The organism is Daejeonella sp. (genome assembly GCF_030695525.1).
In the GTDB taxonomy this organism is placed as follows: domain Bacteria; phylum Bacteroidota; class Bacteroidia; order Sphingobacteriales; family Sphingobacteriaceae; genus Daejeonella.
This window is the reverse complement of the sequence record NZ_JAUYSS010000012.1, coordinates 146,463-167,433: the sequence shown is the minus strand read 5'-3', so window position 1 is coordinate 167,433 and position 20,971 is coordinate 146,463. Positions and strand designations below refer to the sequence as shown.

Annotated in this window: 20 protein-coding genes; 15 read left to right on the top strand and 5 right to left on the bottom strand. The window is 38.6% G+C overall.

Going from position 1 to position 20,971, the window contains the following annotated elements; translation table 11 throughout:
* Positions 1–65: 65 nt before the first annotated feature.
* Positions 66–530 carry a response regulator gene (locus Q8S11_RS02660; RefSeq protein ID WP_305660535.1) on the bottom strand — a complete coding sequence of 155 codons (465 nt, stop codon included), beginning with the start codon at positions 528–530 and terminating at the stop codon, positions 66–68.
* A 156-nt stretch (positions 531–686) separates the two neighbouring features.
* Here Q8S11_RS02660 and Q8S11_RS02655 point away from each other — a divergent pair, with 156 nt between their 5' ends.
* The 5 genes from Q8S11_RS02655 (at position 687) to Q8S11_RS02635 (ending at position 7,564) form a co-directional block, all read left to right on the top strand.
* Complete coding sequence (locus Q8S11_RS02655; RefSeq protein ID WP_305660534.1) at positions 687–1,496, top strand: hypothetical protein; 810 nt, start codon at positions 687–689, stop codon at positions 1,494–1,496.
* A 69-nt stretch (positions 1,497–1,565) separates the two neighbouring features.
* Positions 1,566–3,881, top strand: a complete 2,316-nt coding sequence (locus tag Q8S11_RS02650) for an Rv1355c family protein (RefSeq protein WP_305660533.1) — start codon at positions 1,566–1,568, stop codon at positions 3,879–3,881.
* A 4-nt stretch (positions 3,882–3,885) separates the two neighbouring features.
* Positions 3,886–6,069: a 7TM diverse intracellular signaling domain-containing protein gene (locus Q8S11_RS02645; RefSeq protein WP_305660532.1), complete on the top strand. Its 2,184-nt coding sequence runs from the start codon at positions 3,886–3,888 to the stop codon at positions 6,067–6,069.
* On the top strand, positions 6,070–7,161 hold the full coding sequence (locus tag Q8S11_RS02640; protein WP_305660531.1) for a hybrid sensor histidine kinase/response regulator: 1,092 nt from the start codon (positions 6,070–6,072) through the stop codon (positions 7,159–7,161). It begins immediately after the preceding gene.
* Between the two features lies 1 nt (position 7,162).
* A complete protein-coding gene (locus Q8S11_RS02635; RefSeq protein ID WP_305660530.1) occupies positions 7,163–7,564 on the top strand; it encodes a response regulator in 402 nt (133 codons plus the stop codon).
* 22 nt (positions 7,565–7,586) lie between these two features.
* Here Q8S11_RS02635 and Q8S11_RS02630 read toward each other — a convergent pair whose 3' ends face one another.
* Both Q8S11_RS02630 and Q8S11_RS02625 read right to left on the bottom strand, forming a co-directional pair.
* The gene (locus Q8S11_RS02630) at positions 7,587–8,123 is read right to left on the bottom strand and encodes a hypothetical protein (protein WP_305660529.1); all 537 of its coding nucleotides are present in this window, start codon (positions 8,121–8,123) and stop codon (positions 7,587–7,589) included.
* Positions 8,113–9,249, bottom strand: coding sequence for a hypothetical protein (locus Q8S11_RS02625; RefSeq protein ID WP_305660528.1), 1,137 nt, complete (start codon positions 9,247–9,249; stop codon positions 8,113–8,115). The genes Q8S11_RS02630 and Q8S11_RS02625 overlap by 11 nt, the downstream gene beginning before the upstream one ends.
* Before the next feature lie 293 nt (positions 9,250–9,542).
* Between Q8S11_RS02625 and Q8S11_RS02620 the strand changes: the two genes are divergently transcribed.
* Complete coding sequence (locus tag Q8S11_RS02620) at positions 9,543–11,873, top strand: TonB-dependent receptor (RefSeq protein ID WP_305660527.1); 2,331 nt, start codon at positions 9,543–9,545, stop codon at positions 11,871–11,873.
* 2 nt (positions 11,874–11,875) lie between these two features.
* Positions 11,876–12,679, top strand: a complete 804-nt coding sequence (locus Q8S11_RS02615; protein ID WP_305660526.1) for a DUF4249 domain-containing protein — start codon at positions 11,876–11,878, stop codon at positions 12,677–12,679.
* A gap of 14 nt (positions 12,680–12,693) precedes the next feature.
* Here the strand turns inward: Q8S11_RS02615 and Q8S11_RS02610 are convergent, their stop codons facing one another.
* Positions 12,694–13,026, bottom strand: a complete 333-nt coding sequence (locus tag Q8S11_RS02610; protein ID WP_305660525.1) for a 2Fe-2S iron-sulfur cluster-binding protein — start codon at positions 13,024–13,026, stop codon at positions 12,694–12,696.
* A gap of 95 nt (positions 13,027–13,121) precedes the next feature.
* Between Q8S11_RS02610 and Q8S11_RS02605 the strand changes: the two genes are divergently transcribed.
* The 3 genes from Q8S11_RS02605 to Q8S11_RS02595 all read left to right on the top strand — a co-directional run bounded on the left by Q8S11_RS02605 (position 13,122) and on the right by Q8S11_RS02595 (position 14,856).
* Positions 13,122–13,517: a group III truncated hemoglobin gene (locus tag Q8S11_RS02605; protein WP_305660524.1), complete on the top strand. Its 396-nt coding sequence runs from the start codon at positions 13,122–13,124 to the stop codon at positions 13,515–13,517.
* A 6-nt stretch (positions 13,518–13,523) separates the two neighbouring features.
* Positions 13,524–13,982, top strand: a complete 459-nt coding sequence (locus tag Q8S11_RS02600) for an Rrf2 family transcriptional regulator (protein WP_305660523.1) — start codon at positions 13,524–13,526, stop codon at positions 13,980–13,982.
* 67 nt (positions 13,983–14,049) lie between these two features.
* On the top strand, positions 14,050–14,856 hold the full coding sequence (locus Q8S11_RS02595) for an N-acetylmuramoyl-L-alanine amidase (protein WP_305660522.1): 807 nt from the start codon (positions 14,050–14,052) through the stop codon (positions 14,854–14,856).
* A gap of 9 nt (positions 14,857–14,865) precedes the next feature.
* Here Q8S11_RS02595 and Q8S11_RS02590 read toward each other — a convergent pair whose 3' ends face one another.
* Positions 14,866–16,533, bottom strand: coding sequence for a glutamine--tRNA ligase/YqeY domain fusion protein (locus Q8S11_RS02590; RefSeq protein WP_305660521.1), 1,668 nt, complete (start codon positions 16,531–16,533; stop codon positions 14,866–14,868).
* A 140-nt stretch (positions 16,534–16,673) separates the two neighbouring features.
* On the opposite strand from Q8S11_RS02590, the gene Q8S11_RS02585 reads away from it, so the two are divergent.
* The 5 genes from Q8S11_RS02585 (at position 16,674) to Q8S11_RS02565 (ending at position 20,958) form a co-directional block, all read left to right on the top strand.
* Positions 16,674–17,093, top strand: a complete 420-nt coding sequence (locus Q8S11_RS02585; RefSeq protein WP_305660520.1) for a cobalamin B12-binding domain-containing protein — start codon at positions 16,674–16,676, stop codon at positions 17,091–17,093.
* 43 nt (positions 17,094–17,136) lie between these two features.
* Positions 17,137–17,919, top strand: a complete 783-nt coding sequence (locus Q8S11_RS02580; RefSeq protein ID WP_305660519.1) for an enoyl-CoA hydratase/isomerase family protein — start codon at positions 17,137–17,139, stop codon at positions 17,917–17,919.
* A 104-nt stretch (positions 17,920–18,023) separates the two neighbouring features.
* Positions 18,024–19,427: a sigma-54 dependent transcriptional regulator gene (locus tag Q8S11_RS02575; RefSeq protein ID WP_305660518.1), complete on the top strand. Its 1,404-nt coding sequence runs from the start codon at positions 18,024–18,026 to the stop codon at positions 19,425–19,427.
* Positions 19,428–19,528: 101 nt separating this feature from the next.
* The gene (locus tag Q8S11_RS02570; RefSeq protein WP_305660517.1) at positions 19,529–20,572 is read left to right on the top strand and encodes an AI-2E family transporter; all 1,044 of its coding nucleotides are present in this window, start codon (positions 19,529–19,531) and stop codon (positions 20,570–20,572) included.
* Between the two features lie 68 nt (positions 20,573–20,640).
* The gene (locus Q8S11_RS02565; protein WP_305660516.1) at positions 20,641–20,958 is read left to right on the top strand and encodes a YtxH domain-containing protein; all 318 of its coding nucleotides are present in this window, start codon (positions 20,641–20,643) and stop codon (positions 20,956–20,958) included.
* The last annotated feature ends 13 nt before the right edge of the window (positions 20,959–20,971 follow it).

The window sequence follows — 20,971 nt, the reverse complement described above, 5'->3', positions numbered from 1 at the left end:
ACAATCACACATTGAAGAAAGAATCAATTGGAAATGAAAAAGGGAATTAAGAGCTCAGTACTTTTTTAGGAAAGCAGTTTCTGGCGAAGTAAAAATTCAAGCTGGTCATTGGAAACGGCTAATTTACTATTCATTTCCTTAATCTCTTTATTTGACTGATAAACTTCAAAAGCTTTCTTTATAGTTTCATTTAGTTCCTGCTCGCTCCATGGCTTACTCAGGTAATGGAAAATTTTGCCTTTATTTACCGCATCAATTACAGCATTCATATCCGCATAACCGGTAAGGAGGATTCGAACAGGATCAGGGTATTTTTCAATGATCTTTTCAAGGAATTCTATACCTGTCATATTCGGCATACGCTGATCAGTGATGATAATTTCAACTGGTTTGGTCTCTAAAATTTTAATTGCAGCATCTGCACTCGAAGCAATCAATACATTATATTTAAGCCGGAAAGTCGCCTTAAAAGATACAAGGTTATTTTCTTCGTCATCAACATATAATATATCGATCTTTTTATCAGACATTTGTTACAACATTAAAATTTTAGCAAAAATAGGTATAAATAATAAAATGCTTGCCATTTATCAATTAAATTATAATTCGTAACATTTATTTAAATAAATTATCAAAAAATTATATAAGTATTATTCTGAAGGATAATGCTGAATATACCAATTAAAATGGAAATAGAATTTAACAATGGCAATCCGGTAGTCAGATTAAGAGCCTTCAGAGCAATTGACGATCGCAGATCATGTGAGTTGTTTGCGGAGGGCCATAAGCGGGTTTTAACGAACATTGGTGTTGAAAAAGTAACCTCATCCAATAATGAGTGGATGGACAATCCCGCAGCATTCGTCATGATTGTTGAATCATTGGATAGGCAAAATGTCTATGGAGGTGCCAGGATTCATGTTGCAGGGGGATCTGAGCCACTTCCAATTGAGCAGGCTACCGGATCGCTCGATCCTTCCATTTATGATTTGGTATGGCAGTATGCACAAAAAGGTACCGGAGAGGGTTGCGGTCTTTGGAACTCGCGGGAAATTGCCGGATACGGTATCGGCAGTATTTTTCTTACAAGAGTCGGGGTAGCCATGTCCAGGCAAATTGGTCTTGATTCACTGTTTGGTTTATGTGCTCCATATACTGTAAAGATGGCTCAGAGTGTAGGTTATGAAATTGAATATGGAATAGGAAACAATGGCACTTTTTATTACCCAAAACTGGATCTTGTTGCAACTGTTTTGATTTTGAGGGATTTAGAGAAACTAAGTGCAGCTGATGATGAAAATAAGGAAGCAATTATCTCATTGCGCGAAAACTTAAAATGTGTACGCATTGAAGAGCTCAGAAATAAGAAAATTGAAATTCATTACGACATCGAAATTCCAAATATGGATAAATGGGATTTAGAGGCAACTATTTCAAATGCTAAGAAACTAACCTCCACCAAGAGCATTGATGAGAAAAACATCAATTTGCTATAAATCTGATAATAATATTTGCCAATAACTGGTATTTTGGTACATTAAACAATATTACAAATCTATCTAAATATGAATACCAGGCTTTCTGAGCTGATAAAAGCATCCGGACAGATGCAGCTTGTTTACAAACCCATATTTCTCAGAATAACAGACCCTTCCGAAAAATTAGCGCTTGATCAGTTGATTGAGAATCAGGTTTCCTTTTTTCATGATGAAATTTATGGCCAGTTGCAGGAACTGGTAAAAATGAAAAATCCGGCAGTACGCATTAAACCAGAAGAATACCCTGAACTGATCCAAAAACATTTAGGAGGCCGGGACATACATTCCTATGGAGTTTGGGTTTATTATCCGTGGAGCAGGCGTTTGGTTCATATGCTGGACGAGGAAGAATTTATTAAGGTTCGCAGCAACAGGAATCAGTATAAAATAACAGAAAAAGAGCAGGAAATACTAAATACGAAGCGTATTGGTATCATTGGCTTGTCTGTAGGGCAATCCATCGCTTTAACCTTGGCCATGGAACGTGGTTTTGGGGAACTCCGTCTTACTGATTTCGACACACTTGAGTTAAGTAACCTGAACCGGATCCGATCGGGTGTTCATAATCTTGGAATACCAAAGGTGGTAATTACCGCAAGGGAAATCGCAGAAATGGACCCCTTCCTTAAAGTCATCTGCTTCTTTAACGGATTGAACGAAGAAAACATGGATAGTTTCTTCAGCGATAATGGGAAATTAGACCTTTTAGTTGATGAATGTGATGGCCTGGACATAAAAATACTCGCTCGTTTTAAGGCAAGGGAACTTCGAATTCCCGTTATTATGGATACCAGCGACCGCGGCATGCTTGATGTAGAACGCTTTGACCTTGAACCAAACCGGCCTTTACTGCATGGAACCATTGAAAATGTTGATCCACAAAACATTAAAAATTTAAGTACTGAAGATAAAATACCGGTGATGCTGCAAATGCTGGGAGTTGAAAACATCTCACTAAGGGCTAAAGCATCAATGATAGAGGTTGAACAAACAATCAATACCTGGCCTCAGCTTGCAAGTTCTGTTGCCCTTGGAGGCGCAGTAGGGGCAGATGTCAGCCGGCGTATTCTGCTGGATCAGTATCATGACTCTGGACGTTATTACATCGATCTGGAAGAACTCATTGCCGATAAAGAAAAACTTTCAGATGATAAAAAGATAACAAGGCTGAACCCTTTCAAGCCATTAACGGTTGAAGAACTGGAAGCGATTGCATCCAGAGTACTTCCAGCATTAATGCCTGATGATATTTCCCCCGATAAAGAAAGTATCAGCAGTATGGTAGCGGCAGCGGCAGCTGCCCCTTCAACAGGAAACGACCAGCCCTGGAAATGGTATTATAAAAAAGGCATATTGTTTCTATTCCACGATGAATTCAGGTCTCACTCTTTTGGGGATTTTCAGAAAACCGCCTCCTTCATTACCTTTGGAGCGGCTTATGAAAACCTGTACGTTCATGCCTTAAGCCTCGGAATTGAACCCTATTATTCATTCTTTCCTGACCAATCTTCAGAAAAATTAGTCGCCATAATAAGATTCAGGAAGCTAATTCCTAACCCGCTAAGTGATCTTTTGAAACCACTTGATCAGGCGATATTCAGGCGCCATACCAACAGGATTATAGCTCCAAAGGCTGAGATACCAGACCATATTTATAGTCGGCTGGCTACATTGGCCGAATCTGTACCTGGTGCAAATATCAGGTTCTTTAAAGAAGAAAATGATATGAGGAGTATGGCCAGGATTATCGGAGCCTGCGACCGTATGCGCTTGCTTCATCCTGAGGGTCATTACGACTTTGTTCATCGTGAAATGCGCTGGACACCAGAGGACGCAGAAAAAACACTAACCGGCATTGATATCCGGACACTGGAGCTCGGAAATTCATTGATGGCAGCGATGGGCGTTATCAAAAGTGAAAAAGTAATTGACGCGGTTAAACAGTTTGGAGGGGGCAATGCACTTGGCATGCTCGCAATGCGCACGGTATCAACAGCTTCAGCACTATGCATGATCAGCATCCCGGGATATGAACTGAAAAATTTCTTTGAGGGAGGCCGTTCGATGGAAAGATTCTGGCTTGAGGCTACTAACCTCAACCTGGCTATTCATCCTCTGATTTCTCCCCTCTATCTTTTTTCCCGTATTTTGCATGGAAATGGTGAGGGTCTTGATGATAAAAATATTAAAGAGCTTCAATATTTAAGGGAAGCTTTCAATAAAATTGCAGGTACCGGGAATAACGATGCGGAAGTATTTCTTACTAAGATAGCTATAGCGAAAGAGCCTGTTTTAAAAGCTCACCGTTTGCCTGTTAAAGATATTCTGAATTTTGAAGAATAGCTCAATGAAGCAAGAATTATTCAGCTTTGAAATATTAAGAATGAAGCAATATTACTGGATCCTAATTATTTTACCCCTGCTTTGTTCACTGAAGGCTTCTGCTCAGGAACCGGTTATTTTCAAGGGCGATAATGTGGTTATTGGCAATCATGTATCCATTTTAGAAGACCAGACAAATAACTTAAGTATTAAAGAGGTTGTCAGTTCAGATGCTTTTATACCCACTGACGTGCCTATTCCAAATCTTCAGTTAAGCCGGTCAGATTTCTGGATCAAATTCAGCATAAAAAATGAAAGCGATCAGGAGCAAATCTTACTAGCGCTCGAATACCCTATGCTTAGTACCTGCGAGTTCTATTCAATGGCAGATGGACGTGTTCAGAAATTAAGCTATGATGAGGCATTTTCCAAAAGAAAATATAAACACCAGAATTTCATTTTCGACATTAATCTTGCTAAAGGAACTACTTCTGTTTATTACCTGAGAGTAAAAAGTTCAGAACAGATGGTACTTCCGATGATCATTGGTTCGGAAAAAACCATAATGGAAAAACTCGTTACGAATGATCTGGCCTGGGGAATTTTCATTGGTCTGATTTTGGTCATGGTTGTCTATAATTTCTTTATCTGGCTTTCGGTTAGAGACTCCAGTTATTTTTATTATGTTTTTTACAGTTTGTTTGTCGGGCTCACACAGGTTACGCTTAGTGGATACACTTATCGCTTCATTCTATCTGATTCTCCCGGATTAAACCATCTCAGCATTATTCTTTTTGCCGGACTTGCCGGAGTGACGGGAAACCTGTTTATGATGCACTTCCTGCAAACCAGGGAGAATACACCTAAACTTCATAAAGCAACTTATGTTTCCATATTTATTTACAGTTCGGCAATTGTTCTACGATTGCTTGGTTATGATCAGGCAAGCTACAGGGCAATTGATATTGCTGCGGTAACCACTGTATTACTTACTTTCACTGTAACTATTTCCTTATCTTTAAAAGGGTATCGTCCGGCAATTCTATTCCTGCTTGCCTTTAGTATATTTTTTACCGGCTTATTATTGTTTGTACTTAGAAATATTGGAGTGGTACCTTATAACGACTTCAGTAATTATACCAAAGAAGGCGGTATTGCCTTAAATGTTGTTGTACTGGCATTTGCTCTTGCCGACAAGATCAATACCTTTAAACGCGAAAAAGAAAGATCACAGGAAGAAACATTAAAGGCTTTAAAGGAGAATGAACGCATTATCCGGGAGCAGAACGTAATCCTTGAAACCAAAGTAAACGAACGTACCCAGGAACTCAGCCAGGCAAATTCAGACCTGAGCCAGACACTCATTGACCTGAAAGAAGCAGAAGGACAATTGGTTGAGGCAGAAAAAATGGCATCACTTGGACAGCTTACAGCGGGTATTGCTCATGAAATCAATAATCCAATTAACTTCGTTACATCCAATATTACCCCTCTTAACCGGGATGTTGATATATTAATTGGCTTTATTGAGGAAATTGAAAAGATAGGTTTATCTGATCTGCCTGTCGAAGAAAAGAAAAAGCAAATTGAGGAGCAAAAAGAGGAACTTGATTATGATTATTTAAAACTGGAAATATCACAACTGCTTAAAGGGATTCATGAAGGGGCCTCCAGAACTTCTGAAATTGTAAAAGGCTTGAGGGTTTTCTCCCGTTTGGACGAGGACGATTTGAAAAAAGCCAATATAAATGACGGGCTTGACTCAACCTTAATTGTGATAAATAACTTATTGAGTAACAAAATTAAGCTGGAAAAAGTATACAGTGATATTCCAATGATTGAATGTTACCCCGGTAAACTCAATCAGGTTTTTCTTAATATAATTTCAAATGCGATATATGCAATTGATAAGAAGTTTGGTGAGGAAGAGGGTGGAATCTTAAAGATAAGTACCAGCAATAATGAGAAAAGTGTATTCGTTAAAATAGAAGATAATGGTATTGGAATGGATGAGATTACTAAGAAAAAGATCTTTGAGCCATTTTTTACTACAAAAGATGTAGGAGAAGGAACGGGTCTGGGTATGTCAATTGCTTATAATACTATTAAAAGGCATCAGGGCGAAATACAGGTTAACAGTACACCGGGTCTGGGAACAGAATTTATTCTGGAATTGCCAATAATTCTCGATCTTACAGAAGAAATTTAAGTGGAAAAACAGGAAAAAATAAAAATTCTTTATGTTGATGATGAAATCAACAACCTGACTGGCTTTAAAGCATCATTCAGGATGAATTATAATATCATGATTGCCGTGAATGCGACTGATGCAATGCAGCATCTAAGCTCTCATCCGGATATCAGGGTAATATTTTGCGATCAAAGAATGCCCGGAAAAACCGGAGTTCAGTTTTTTGAGGAGATCAGAAGCCGTTATCCCAAACCGATCAGGATACTTCTTACAGGTTATACCGATATCGATTCGGTTATCGATTCCATTAACCTTGGTCATGTATTCAGGTACATAAAAAAACCCTGGGCCGATGATGATATTCTGGGTGCAATCAACGAAGCCAATAAATTTTATGTCTCCAATTCACTGCTCGCAGTAAAGAATGAAGAACTGCAACGGGCTTATAATGAGCTTGATAAGTTTTCATATAGCGTGACTCATGATATGAGGGGACCGCTATTAAGTATTCTTGGTGCCATAGAAGCAGCCCAGCATATGGATGATATTAATGAGATCCGAAAAATGCTGATGATGATGAAAGATTCGGTCAGGAATCTGGATGACTTTATTCAAAGTATTCACGATTATTACAATCTGAACAGGGGCGAGCTTGAAATTAAAGAGATCAATTTCAATGAACTGGTTAAGGAGCAAATCGAAATCTTTAATTTTACTTACCTGATGAGTGACGTCACTTTTAATACAAATATTATACAAAAAGAAACTTTCAGGGCTGATGTTTTATCCGTTAAACTTATACTTAATAATCTTTTGTCTAACGCTTTTAAATATCAGAAAAAAGATAATAAGAATAAAGCCGTTGATCTGAATATACTGGTTGAAAATGGTTATGCTGTAATTGATGTCATAGATAATGGTGTAGGTATTGCCGAAAATTATCTTGGAGACATCTTTAATATGTTCTTTAGGGCAAGCACACAAGATGTTGGTTCGGGATTTGGATTGTATAATGTAAAAGCAGCGGTAACCAAATTAAATGGAAAAATTACCGTAGATTCAGAAATAAACAAGGGAACACATTTTAAGGTTCTGATTCAAAATAAATAAGATGTCTGCTCAGTTTCCAAATTTTATTATAATTGATGATAGCCGGCTGGATTGTTTCATAGCCGAAAAAATCATACAGAATTCGGGAACTTACTCCAGTATAAAAACTTACATGGATGCTTCCCAGGCCTATGAAGATATAAAAAATGGAGATATTGGTGATGATTCCATCATCACTATAATTATTCTGGATATTCAGATGCCTGTGATGAATGGCTTTCAATTCGTCGAAGTATTCGAAATGCTCCCTAAAGAGATTCAATCAAAATTTGTCATTTTCTTATTCAGTTCCTCAATCAATGAAAATGATAAGAACAGACTTGGCAATTATCCTTCTATAATTCGTTTCTATAGTAAACCCATTTCAAAAGATACTATTGCCCAGATAATTGAACAGATCTGAAATATTTCTGTTTTATTCAGCATCATTCTAAACCAAGTACGCTAAGCCCCTGCTCAAACATTACATCCACAGGTATACCCTTTTTAATTAGTCGATCGAGGTCTGATTGGAGTTCATCCGGCACATGAGCCATCTCCTTCTGAATCTTTTCAACAGCAGCTTTATCCCCGTTTCCCTGAAGTGTCAGTATTTTCCTGCTAAGATCATTCATTGCCTGTTCAAACTTCAGATAATTTACTTTATACCTGCCTGCTGCGGTTCTTTCAAAAGCACCGTTTTTTTGGAAAAAATTAAAACATAGCATATTGGCCTTTCCATGTGCTTGACCCGCACCAAATCGAACCGAACGTAAAATCCCGGCCATGAAGGTGGTATAATAATCTTTGATATCCCCTTCAAGTTCACCCTTCTTCAGCAAACTACTTACCATATAAAGTCCAAGTATATCCGCTTTCCCTTCTTCGAGCCATGAATACTGCTCCTGCAGTGTTTCCCTTACAAAGCCTTTACCATTTATTGTAGATTTTATCCCTAATCCATGAGCAACCTCATGAAACATTACATTGGCAAAAAAAAGCATCAAAACTAAGGTGACTTTGCTGACTTTCATCAATCAGTTCAGCCGATATAGGTAGCATGATCTTATCGAACTTTGCCCGCATTGCATTTTTTAATTGTGAACGCCTGGTCCCTTTTTTTTGCTGGATCGTTTCATCATTAGGAAGGTTAACTGCAATGGTCTTTCCGCCCGAATTTCCATCGCCGGCATAATACACCACATCAAATGCTGCAAGTTGAGATGAAGTTCCCGGTAATTCCTTTTTATATGCATCATCTACCGGAAGTCCTTTCTGAAGTTCAGGCAACATGGCTACATATTTTTCCAGACGTTTGCTCCATTCCTTGTCTTTTACAAGTACATAGCTTTCAAAAGCTGCACGTGCATTGAATAGTCCATCTTCATAATTCTCAATCGGACCAATGATGATATCCAGTCCGCTATTCGTCATATCCATCCAGGCAATGTCGCTGGGAATATAGTTATCAGTAAGAAAAGCCTCTGCTCTAAGAGTTAAATATTTTTTAAGCTGGATTTCGTCTGTAATCTGAGCCGCCTGCAAAAGAAAATCTGCTGCCTTTTTAAGTTCATCCTTAAAATAAATATGGTATGGAATGGATATCAATTTCCCTGACTCCTGCCTGCGTATCATTGAATACAAGCCGTTTTTATCCGAAACATCAGATTTTTCTAACTCTTCGCGAGTCATATCCACAGGATAAAAACCTGAACCTAATGGTTTATCCCCTATACCTTTTACAAAAGGTTTATTGTCATTCAAACGATCCCAGGGACCATAATTGATCTTAATAAATTCCCTGGTTTTCTCATCTTCCACAGCCGACAACAAACTATCCCGTTGCGGATAAGTCTGCATCCAAAAAAGTTCATCCATTATTTCAGCTGCCCGGATTAGCAGGGGTAGAACCTTACGCTCATTTTCGCTAAGCTTTTCAATATCTGTAGTTAGCCTTACCTTGGCATAAACCGGAAGCCTTTCTGCCACATAAGCCATTAAACTGTCCGTTTCCTTAGAACTCTGCTTGTCTGAATTGTTTGAACAGGAAGAAATAAATATTAAAGCTATTGACCCCAAAATCAGGGTTTCTTTTAGATTAAATTTCATTTTCGGATAAGATTAATGAATAATAAATATAGTAAAATAAGTTTTGAGCTTTGAAAATCGAATTCTATGCAGAGTGCTAACTATGCGTCAAAATTTATTGAAAAAGTCTTTAAATTGAACTTTTCAGCGGATCAATTCAAAGATCAGTTAATCCGGCTCCAAACTCAATCCTTAAAATTCCGATTATCTTACTTTCGGCTTACAATCCGCTAATAATTAGACCAATAAAGTGATTAGATTTGCCGAAATATCGTACTTATCTAATATTGTTTTTTATCCTATATATTTGATTGATGCCATTCTCAAAAAATGTGTTGCTGTTTGGTTTTCTGCTTTTCTTCTGTTCGTTCAGTGTAAATGCTCAGGAGAACTATACTATAAACGGGGTTGTGAAAGATTCCCTTTCAGGTGAGACCCTGATCGGGGTAACCCTCAAATTTAGCGCAATAAGCCAATCCGGCACAAGCACCAATGCCTACGGCTTCTACTCCTATAAACTAAGTCCGGGTGAGTATAATCTTAGCGTGAGTTATATTGGCTATCGATCCATAAACCGGAAGGTCAGTATCAACTCTGATATCCGGCTCGACCTGAATATGCTCCCGGATAACACTCTGGAAGAGATTGTGATCAGTTCAGAAAAAAGGAATGATAATGTGGTCAATGCTCAAATGGGTGTTGCCAAGATTAATCTAAGTGAAATCAGGAATGTTCCGGTTCTTTTCGGAGAACGCGACGTTCTCAAAACCCTGCAGCTGCTTCCGGGAATAAAATCGGCAGGAGAAGGAAACAGTGGTTTTTATGTTCGGGGGGGGTCAACCGATCAGAATCTGATTTTGCTTGATGAAGCGCCTGTTTACAATGCTTCCCACCTGCTTGGCTTCTTTTCTACTTTCAACTCCGATGCAATTAAGGATGTCAGTGTTTTTAAAGGTGGGATGCCTGCGCAATATGGCGGAAGGCTTTCTTCAGTACTGGACATCAGAATGAACGATGGAAATAAAAAAGAATTCACGGCCGAAGGTGGTATAGGACTTATATCCTCCAGATTAAAAGTGGAGGGTCCGATTATTAAAGACAAAAGCTCATTCATGATTAGTGGCCGCAGAACTTATGCCGATGCTTTTCTGGCGCTTTCAAAAGATAGTTCAATCAATAAAAATACCCTTTACTTTTATGATCTTAATGCAAAGGTTAATTACCAGATAGACGATAAAAATACACTTTACCTTTCGGGATATTTTGGTCGTGACGAACTGGGCCTAAGTGAAACTTTTGGCTTCGACTGGGGCAATGCTACTTCAACACTTCGTTGGAATCATTTATTCAGCAACCGCTTATTTTCAAATACTTCCCTGATCTACAGTAATTACAATTATGTGATCGAGAACTTTCTGGAGGAAAATAATTTCAGGGTTAATTCCTCTATCAGGGATATGAATTTAAAACAGGACTTTCAGCTGGCTTTAAATAATAGCCACAATATCCGTTTTGGACTCGACTTAATCCACCATACGATTGCACCCGGAAATATTACTGCAAGCGCTACCTCCAGCGTAAACGAAATTACGATAGAAAAGCGTAAGGGAAGTGAAATTGCAGCCTATATCTCTGATGAATGGGAAGTGAACGATAAGTTAAATTTGGTTTATGGATTAAGAGCAAGCTCATTTTATCTGTTCGGACCAGGTGTTTTTCCTACTTTTGACAAGGATGGAAATATAACTTCATCCAAGACATATGATGCGGGTAAGTTAGTAAAATCTTATTTTAATCTTGAACCCCGAGTTTCGGCAAGCTTACAATTGAATGAATTTTCCTCATTAAAAAGTTCCTATACCCGAAATACTCAGAATCTGCATTTGATGTCAAATTCAACAGCCAGTTCTCCAACTGATTTGTACATCATGAATAGTAATAATGTCAAACCGGAAATTGCCGATCAGATTGCCCTCGGATATTTCAGAAATTTCAATAATGATAATTATGAATTTTCTACAGAGTTGTATTTCAAACAGTTGCAGAATCAGATTGATTATAGGAGCGGTACTGACCTGAGAGGCAATACTAATGTTGAGGCTGATCTCCTTTTTGGCGACGGAAGGGCATTTGGTATCGAGTTGTTTTTAAAAAAACGCTTTGGAAAGCTAAATGGTTGGGTAGGATATACACTCTCTAAAACTGAGCGCAAGTTCAATGATATTGATCAGGGGAGATGGTTCAATGCCAAGCAGGATCGTACCCACGACCTTTCTTTGGTCGGAATTTATAAAGCCGCTGAAAGATGGACCTTTTCATCAACTTTTGTCTTCAATACCGGGAATGCGGTTACTTTTCCTGCCGGTAAATATCAATTAAACAATAAAACAGTTTATTATTATCCGGAACGTAATTCTAACAGAATGCCTAACTATCATCGTCTGGATCTGTCGGCTACTCTCGAGGGTAAACCCGGCAAAAAATTACAGTCGAGCTGGTCATTTGGCATTTATAATATGTACAACCGAAAAAATGCTTATTCTATCGATTTCCGGGACGATCCTGATAACCCGACCAGAACGCAGGCTGTACGTACTACTTTATTCGGAATTATTCCCTCAATTACCTGGAATTTCAAATTTTAATCATGAAAAAGTATATTCAGAATTTAAAACTAAGCCTTTCCCTGATTTTCGGTGTGATAGTCCTGTCATCTTGTGAAAAAGTAATCGATCTTGAGTTAAAAAATGCAGATCCTTTGATTGTTATTGAAGGAACAGTCAGCAATCAAAGTGAAAACCATTTTGTAAGGATATCGAAAACGATTCCATTTGATCAAACAACAAGCTTTAATGGGGTAAAAGGGGCTCAGGTAACATTAAAATCCTCCGCAGGCCTCTCAGTAGCATTTACTGAGATTAGCAACGGTATTTATAGAAGCCCGCGTTTCAGGGGGACACCGGGTCTCACTTATACTTTGGATGTTCTTGCTGATGGGAAAATTTATTCTGCTGAATCAACCATGCCCTCTCCCGTAATTCCGGATTCAATTGGATTCAAAACACTCTCATTCTTTGGAAATTCAAATATCTATCCAACAGTTTATTATAGAGACCCTCCAAAAATTCAGAACCAGTATCGCTATATTTTAAAAATCAATGGAAAACTACAGGGCGATCTTGTTTTTGAAGATCGTTTTAATGATGGAAACGCAGTTTCTGATGTAATTATCTATGATGGAGAAGACGATATTAAGTCAGGAGATATTGTTGAAATAGAAATGCAATCAATTGACCGCAATGTATTCAAATATTTTTTTGCCCTTAGCCAGATAGGTGGAAATGGTGGACCGCCGGTGGCTCCTGCAAATCCGGAATCTAATTTCAGTAATGGGGCATTGGGTATTTTTAATGCATGTACAAAATCAACTAAATCTGTCATGCTAAAGTAGAGATCTCAAAGTTATCACATTAAAGCAATTGTCACATTTGAAAGCCTGTCGTCAACCGGAATCTGACAGGCCAGCCGTATATCTTCGATCCCAGGAGCTATTCTCTGCAAGGTAGTCCCTTCATTCCTTATAAATCCGGAACCCTCTTTCATCCCGCAAATCCTCACGATACAGGTTCCACATCTGCCCATCCCTCCGCATTGCCCAAAATCATCTGTAAATAACCTGTCCTGTATCAGGCATTTCAAGTCCCTGTACTCTCCGGCAAAAGTCTGTATTTGATACTCCTCTGATGAATATAAAATAGTCAGACATATTTTTTTATTGACTGCGGAATAATATTTCATGAGCAAAAATTATCTTCAAAGGTAAATAAATTTTAATAAAGGACATTTTTATCCTTTATTAAAATATCTTATATTTGTGTTCTATTAAAGATTTTATGAGCACAAAGACAGATATTCAGGGAATAAATGAAATCAAAATTATGGTTGATGTTTTTTACCAGAAGGTACGTGAAGACGAACTACTGGCACCTATATTTAATTTCAGGCTTTCAGCACATTGGGAGCCACATCTGGAAAAAATGTATACTTTCTGGAATGCGGCATTATTCGGTGTAAAAGGTTATAATGGCAATCCATTCATGAAACATGCAACAATGGAACTGGAAGATGAACATTTCGAACGATGGATGAATCTATTCAGCGAAACAGTCAATGCGCATTTCGAAGGGCCGGTGGCTGAAGACGCTAAGACCAGGGCAGGAATAATGGCAAGTATGTTTATGCAAAAACTCGGTCAGATTAAACAAAGTTCCAACAGACCAATATTCTGATAATTAATGATCTCAAAAGCTTGTCAATACGGAATACGTGCAACCATTTTTATCGTATCCAGACATCACGATGGTGTCAAACTAAATATCAGCGAAATAGCGCGGGAAGTTGATGCACCCGAGGCCTTTATGGCAAAAATATTGCAGGTACTTAGCAAGCATCGCATCATTACCTCATTAAAAGGGCCTTATGGTGGTTTCTTCATTGAGGATTTTCAACTGGAACAACCTGTAATAAAAATTGTGAATGCGATAGATGGTATGTCGGTATTCGAAGAATGCGGCCTGGGCCTGAAACAATGTTCAGCATCACACCCATGCCCCATGCATGATCAGTACAAAATAGCAAGAGATGCCCTTCAAAATGCATTTCTGCATACAAGCCTTCGCAAGCTGGCACAAGAAGTAAATGAGGGCGACTCATTCATCAAAAACCTGGCCTTAAAAAAATCAGAGTCCTGTTAAGCTGATAAAATGAGTTATTCCCGAGATATTATTTTGTAAATTGCCTTACTGTTAAATTCCGATATTAATGCTACAAAAATCCATATTGTTATTTTTCGGCGGACTGACTCTGATTGTTGTATCCTGCTCTTCGGGACCATACGGACCGACTAACAAGTCTTATAAAATTCAAACAAAAGAATTAAGTAAAACAATCAGGGCAACACCGGTCAATCCTACAGGTCAGGGCTTTGTGGGAACTACCAATTTTGGCCTCCGAAAACCAAATTATGTGATCATCCACCATACTGCTCAAAATTCTACCGCCCAGACCTTAAAAACGTTCACTACACCAAAAACTCAGGTTAGTGCACATTATGTGATTGGAAGGGATGGAGAAATTTATCAAATGCTGAATGATTATTTGAGGGCATGGCATGGAGGAGCTGCAAAATGGGGAAATCTTACAGATATTAACTCTTCATCGATAGGAATGGAGCTCGATAATAATGGCTTTGAACCATTTTCAGAAGTTCAGATTAACAGTCTTTTAACTGTTCTGTCCAACCTTAAGAAAACACATACAATTCCTGCAGCAAATTTCATCGGACATTCAGACATAGCTCCAGGCAGGAAAGTGGATCCCAATATTACCTTTCCCTGGAAAAAACTTGCCGAAAATGGCTACGGGCTTTGGCAGGATGAGATGCTGACAGATTCCGTTCCAGAATCGTTTAACCCAATTGAAGCACTCAGGATTATTGGATATGACATCAAAAATCCCGAATACGCTATAAAATCATTCCAGCTTCACTTTGTGCAGAAAGAATTGACAGGTATTCTGAACGATGAGGAAAAACAAATTCTCTTCAATCTGTACAAAAAATACTTATAGCAATACCGATTATTTTTGAGATTCTTTTGCCCAGGTATCTTTTAATGTAACTGTCCGGTTAAATACCGGTTTACCCGGTTTTGAATCACTATCAAGGCTGAAGTAACCTTTGCGAATGAACTGGTAAGCCCGGCCCGATTCAGCATTCAACAGATCAGGCTCAATAAAGGCCTTGCTGATCACTGTTAAACTATCCGGATTGATATAGTCTTTAAAATCACCATCCTCGCTGCCAGGATCCTCAACCCTAAACAATCGATCATACAATCTTATTTCTGCTTTTTGAGCTGCCTGGGCACTAACCCAATGAATTGTTCCCTTTACATGAATTCCACTGCTATCAGTCCCGCTTCTTGATTCAGGGATATAAGTACAATGAACTTCTGAAACATTGCCGCTTGCATCCTTCACAAAACTATCACAGCGAACAATATAGGCATGCTTAAGACGCACCATGAGACCGGGACCTAGCCGAAAGTATTTTTTGGAAGGCTCCTCCATAAAGTCATCCCGTTCAATCCAGAGCTCCGAACTAAACGGAATATTACGGAAACCATCACCCTTCTCCATCTCAGGATTATTTTCACCCTCCATTAATTCGGTCTGTCCTTCAGGATAATTACTGATGATAAGTTTTAATGGGTCAAGTACAACCATCCTTCGCCATGCGTTTTTATTAAGATCCTCACGGATACAGAACTCCAGCAGACTCAGATCTATGAGATTTTCACGCCGGGCAATACCTATTCGTTCGCTGAAGTTCCGGATGGAAAGTGGAGTATAACCACGACGGCGCAAGCCACTGATTGTTGGCATTCTGGGATCATCCCAACCACTAACATAATTTTCATTTACCAGTTGAAGCAATTTTCTTTTGCTCATCACTGTATAATTCATATTCAGACGGGCAAACTCATATTGCTTGGAAGGAAAATTATTTAACTTTTGTATAAACCATTCATAAAGCGGGCGATGCGGAACAAATTCAAGAGTACAAATGGAATGAGTAATTTCTTCAATCGAATCAGACTGTCCGTGAGCAAAATCATACATCGGGTAAATGCACCATTGATCACCTGTACGGTGATGATAGGCATGCTTGATACGATACATCAGCGGATCGCGCAAATGCATATTGGGTGAAGCAAGATCAATTTTAGCACGTAATACCCTGGCTCCGTCCGGATATTTCCCCTCCTTCATCTCTTTGAAAAGCTGCAAATTTTCTTCAGCGCTCCTGCTGCGGGATGGTGTAGGCTTTCCGGGTTCAGTTGGAGTACCTTTTGCAAAAGCAATTTCCTCGGCTGATCCGTCTTCCACATAAGCTAATCCATGTTTGATCAGTTCAACTGCAAAATCATAAAGCTGAGCAAAGTAATCTGATGAGTACAGCTCTTTATCCCATACAAAACCTAACCATTGAATGTCCTTTTTTATGCTGTCGACATATTCAACATCCTCTGTAGTTGGATTGGTATCATCAAACCTGAGATTGGTTTTACCATTATATTTAGCGGCGATACCGAAATTCAGGCAAATTGATTTAGCATGTCCAATATGCAAATAACCATTAGGCTCGGGAGGAAACCGTGTCAGAACACGCCCGCCATTTTTACCATTCCGAATATCATCTTCAATGATCTCTTCTAAAAAATTTAATGATCTTTCTTCACTCATATACAGATTTCGAGGATGCAAAAATAAGAAAATTTATTGGGGTCGACAGTTTAATCGTATTCAGGCCGGTTCCATTCTGTTCCATAAATGAAATGGGTTCTACAATTCATTTTTCTTCTTACTTTTACATATTATCAATTATGACAGAAAGCCTAAATCGCCCCATTCGGGTACTGGTTGCCAAGGTCGGACTGGATGGTCATGACCGTGGTGCAAAAATTATCGCAAGCTCCTTGCGGGATGCGGGAATGGAAGTGATATATACCGGACTTCGGCAGACTCCTGAAATGGTTGTAAACACAGCCCTACAGGAAGATGTTGATGCAATCGGCGTTTCTATTCTATCGGGTGCCCATATGACCGTTTTTCCAAAAATCATTCAGTTTATGAAAGAAAAAGGTCTGACAGACGTTCTTGTTACCGGTGGAGGAATAATTCCAGATGATGACATGAATACACTCCATGATCTGGGCGTTGGTAAACTTTTTCAACCCGGAACAAATACCGGTGAAATTGTAGCATATATCAAAAAATGGGTGTCTGAGAACAGGAAATTCTGATCTCAGATTCATAATCCAACAATCGGGCTAAATTTCAAAAATAATGAACTACTCTAACCTGCTAATTGAAAATCGCGAGCGTATTTTATACATAACGATTAACCGGGAAAATAAACTGAATGCATTGAATAAAGCTACTTTGGCCGAACTTCATGATGTAATTACAGGTTCAGCTCATGATGAGGAAGTTGGGGGACTGATTATAAGCGGTGCCGGACAAAAAGCCTTTGTTGCAGGAGCAGATATCTCTGAATTCGCAGACTTTAATGCCGACGAAGGAAGAGAACTTGCGCGCGAAGGACAAATTAAAGTCTTTGATGTCATACAAAACCATTCCAAGCCAATTATTGCAGCCATAAATGGTTTCGCTTTGGGCGGCGGACTTGAACTTGCATTGGCATGTCATATCCGAGTTGCAGCATCAGGGGCCAAAATGGGACTTCCTGAAGTAAGTTTAGGACTTATCCCGGGATATGGTGGAACACAAAGGCTAACAGAACTTATTGGTAAGGGAAGAGCCATGGAAATGATTCTGACAGGGGATATGGTCAATGCGGATGATGCTTACAGAACCGGACTGATAAACCATGTATATGAGCCGGAGAATCTTCTCAATATGGCGGCTGAATTAATGAAAAAGATATTGACACGCTCTCCATTTGCAGTAAGTTGTGCGATCAGGGCAATTAATGCAGCTTCGGCCGAAGGTATTAATGGCTACGAAACTGAGATATCTGAATTTTCCAATTGTTTCGGTTCAGATGATTTCAGGGAAGGGGTTAGCGCATTTTTGGCTAAAAGAAAGGCAGAATTTAGGGGGAAGTAAAAACCAACTCAAAAACTGTAGAAAATATTTCCCAATTTTGAATAAAATGCATAAATTGCCGACATAATCATCTAGCTATCAGCCTCCCGCTTTGCCTCTATACTATGAATAAAATATTAATAATCGATGACGAAATTAACATTGGTTTACTTTTATCGAAATTTCTGACCAGAAATGGATTCGAAGTAAAAACCAGTACCAACGGAATTAGTGCGTTGGACCTAATGACAAAGGAAGAATTTGATCTGGTTCTTTGTGATTTTCGACTCGAGGACACTGATGGAAGGGAGATGTTAAAAAAGATTAAGACTTCCTATCCAAATACCGGAGTAATCATTATTACAGGATATTCTGATATAAAACTAGCCGTTGAACTGATTAAGATGGGGGCATTTGATTATATCTCTAAGCCCTTATACCCTGATGAGATACTCAATACTATCAATAAAGCCCTGGAGGCACAAAAAATAATAAATCAAACTGATACGAAAGATTCTGAGTCAGAAAAAGGCAGGGAAAATATTGGAAGTGTTATTCCTGAAGAATTTGTCACTGGAAAAAGTCCGGCTTCTCTTGAACTTCTGAAACAAATCAAGCTTGTAGCCCCAACCAATTATAGTGTTATACTTAATGGTGAGAGTGGTACCGGTAAGGAATCGGTTGCAAAAAGTATTCATTTTAACAGCCCCAGAAAAGATAAACCATTTATTGCAATGGACTGTGGTTCCCTGACAAAGGATCTTGCTGGAAGTGAGTTTTTTGGTCATGAGAAAGGTTCATTTACAGGAGCATTATATACCAAAATTGGTCATTTTGAAATGGCGAACGGTGGAACACTCTTTCTGGATGAAGTTGGAAATCTTTCTTATGAAATCCAGGCTGCATTATTAAGAACTGTTCAGGAACGAAAAGTAAAACGGATAGGAAGTACCAAAGAAATCGATCTTGACGTACGTATCCTTGTCGCAACGAATGAAAATCTGAGTGATGCGATTCAAAAAGGCCGCTTCAGAGAAGATTTATTTCATCGCTTTAATGAATTCAATATTACCATACCCCCCTTGCGCGATCGTGGAAAAGACATCCAGCTTTTTGCCGAACATTTCCTCAAAGAGGCAAATGCTGAATTAAACAGAAACGTCACAGGCTTCTCATCAGAAGTAATAGAATGTTTGATGACCTATAACTGGCCCGGTAATGTACGTGAATTAAAGAATGTGATTCGACGTGCAACCCTGATTACTGAAGGTAACGAAATACAACTCAAAGCTTTACCGCTTGAAATCTCAACATTTGCAAAAGCTTCTGCACTTGAAAGTAGTTTTGGTGCAAATGTTTCTGTTAATCCAAACAAGCATGACCTTAAAAATGCAGCCATGGAAGCCGAATATGAAACCATACTGAATGTATTAAAAGAAGTGAATTTCAATAAAACAAAGGCTGCTAAAATTTTGAATATAGACCGAAAGACGCTTTACAACAAAATGAAGGCGATCAATCTTGATTAATATCATATAAAAAAGAGTAATCAGATAAACCCGCTTGAGGATTAGGCGGGTTTTAATATTTTAAAGACCCGATCTTTAGGGACATTCAGCAGAAAACGAATATGTCGATATATAGCTACAAGCAAAGAAATGACATAGTCCTCGCCATCCTGGTTATTCTAGGATGCTTCATATTATATAGTTTAAGAACTATAGCCGGAACATTACTCAGCACCATTGTACTTTATACCATCCTGCTTCCGGTATATTGTTTACTGGTTGATAAATATAAGGTAAGAGACTGGGTAGCTGCCGGCCTGATGATCTTGCTATCCCTCCTGGTAATTGTACTTCCGTTCTTAATGCTCAGCCTGATGGTTATCGATAAGATTACAGAATTTCAGGATGATCCGATGCGAATGATGGTCATTATGCAAAGAATTGACGAGTTTTTAGGATCTAAATTAGACCAGCCTCAACTCCTTGATAAAGTAATGGCGAAACTTGGTCAATTTGCCTCAGAATTATTCCCATCCCTGATCAGTGGTGCTTTTAACATTATTCTCGGACTGGTAATCATGTATTTCCTTCTGTACTTTATGATGGTCCAAAAAAAGGAATTTGAAGCAGGCTTGCTAAAATATGCGCCTTTCCGTGAACAGAATGCTTTGAAATTCGCAGAAGAATTAAAGAACAACACGTATTCAAATGTTCTCGGACAGGGTTATATTGCCATAGTACAGGGTTCTCTTCTTAGTATATCTTTCTTCATGTTTGGAATCAGCGATCCAATATTTTGGGGGGTTATAGCGACATTTCTTTGTTTTCTACCGGCAATAGGAGCCCCACTTATATTTGTTCCGGCGGCGTTAATTGAATTAGCGAATGGAAATGATACCGCCGGTTGGGGAGTCCTGCTTTTTGGATTTATTGTGATAACTAATATTGATAATGTATTACGTTTAATCATTGCAAAAGGGGTTTCAAATACACATCCAATCATAACCATAGTTGGCATAATTATTGGTATACCTATCTTTGGTATACTAGGACTGGTATTCGGACCGTTATTACTTTCATACTTTATCCTCACAATCCGGATTTATGAAACAAGTAAACTGGCAACAGAACGGCTTGAAAAACTGAAATCCGGAGGTAATGAATGAAATTTTGCCGGTATATTGATTAAACTATAAAAACAACTCATTTATACTATAATTTTAAACAATCAACCATGAGAGATAACTCGAAAATTTTATTTGCACTGCTTGCCGGGATGGCTGCAGGAGCAGCATTAGGATTATTATTCGCACCTGAAAAAGGATCTGAAACCCGCGATAAACTAAGTGATTCTCTGAAAAATCTTGGAGATAGCATTAAAGACAGGGCAGCTGAAGAGATAGAAAACCTGACGGAGTTCAAAGAGAAAGTTGTTGAGAATATCCGTTCAAAAATAAGATCGGCAGAAGATGATTTTACTCAGGTTAAATCAACCGTCAGCAATGCAGCAGATGATGCAGAACGCCATTATAATAAAGTTAAAAATTCTTAAATTTTTTCACGGT

Coding starts and splice junctions, on each gene's coding strand:
- Q8S11_RS02660 (WP_305660535.1), bottom strand. CDS start 530: ATGTCTGATAAAAAGATCGATATATTATATGTTGATGACGAAGAAAAT.
- Q8S11_RS02655 (WP_305660534.1), top strand. CDS start 687: ATGGAAATAGAATTTAACAATGGCAATCCGGTAGTCAGATTAAGAGCC.
- Q8S11_RS02650 (WP_305660533.1), top strand. CDS start 1,566: ATGAATACCAGGCTTTCTGAGCTGATAAAAGCATCCGGACAGATGCAG.
- Q8S11_RS02645 (WP_305660532.1), top strand. CDS start 3,886: ATGAAGCAAGAATTATTCAGCTTTGAAATATTAAGAATGAAGCAATAT.
- Q8S11_RS02635 (WP_305660530.1), top strand. CDS start 7,163: ATGTCTGCTCAGTTTCCAAATTTTATTATAATTGATGATAGCCGGCTG.
- Q8S11_RS02630 (WP_305660529.1), bottom strand. CDS start 8,123: ATGTTTCATGAGGTTGCTCATGGATTAGGGATAAAATCTACAATAAAT.
- Q8S11_RS02625 (WP_305660528.1), bottom strand. CDS start 9,249: ATGAAATTTAATCTAAAAGAAACCCTGATTTTGGGGTCAATAGCTTTA.
- Q8S11_RS02620 (WP_305660527.1), top strand. CDS start 9,543: ATGCCATTCTCAAAAAATGTGTTGCTGTTTGGTTTTCTGCTTTTCTTC.
- Q8S11_RS02615 (WP_305660526.1), top strand. CDS start 11,876: ATGAAAAAGTATATTCAGAATTTAAAACTAAGCCTTTCCCTGATTTTC.
- Q8S11_RS02610 (WP_305660525.1), bottom strand. CDS start 13,026: ATGAAATATTATTCCGCAGTCAATAAAAAAATATGTCTGACTATTTTA.
- Q8S11_RS02605 (WP_305660524.1), top strand. CDS start 13,122: ATGAGCACAAAGACAGATATTCAGGGAATAAATGAAATCAAAATTATG.
- Q8S11_RS02600 (WP_305660523.1), top strand. CDS start 13,524: ATGATCTCAAAAGCTTGTCAATACGGAATACGTGCAACCATTTTTATC.
- Q8S11_RS02595 (WP_305660522.1), top strand. CDS start 14,050: ATGCTACAAAAATCCATATTGTTATTTTTCGGCGGACTGACTCTGATT.
- Q8S11_RS02590 (WP_305660521.1), bottom strand. CDS start 16,533: ATGAGTGAAGAAAGATCATTAAATTTTTTAGAAGAGATCATTGAAGAT.
- Q8S11_RS02585 (WP_305660520.1), top strand. CDS start 16,674: ATGACAGAAAGCCTAAATCGCCCCATTCGGGTACTGGTTGCCAAGGTC.
- Q8S11_RS02580 (WP_305660519.1), top strand. CDS start 17,137: ATGAACTACTCTAACCTGCTAATTGAAAATCGCGAGCGTATTTTATAC.
- Q8S11_RS02575 (WP_305660518.1), top strand. CDS start 18,024: ATGAATAAAATATTAATAATCGATGACGAAATTAACATTGGTTTACTT.
- Q8S11_RS02570 (WP_305660517.1), top strand. CDS start 19,529: ATGTCGATATATAGCTACAAGCAAAGAAATGACATAGTCCTCGCCATC.
- Q8S11_RS02565 (WP_305660516.1), top strand. CDS start 20,641: ATGAGAGATAACTCGAAAATTTTATTTGCACTGCTTGCCGGGATGGCT.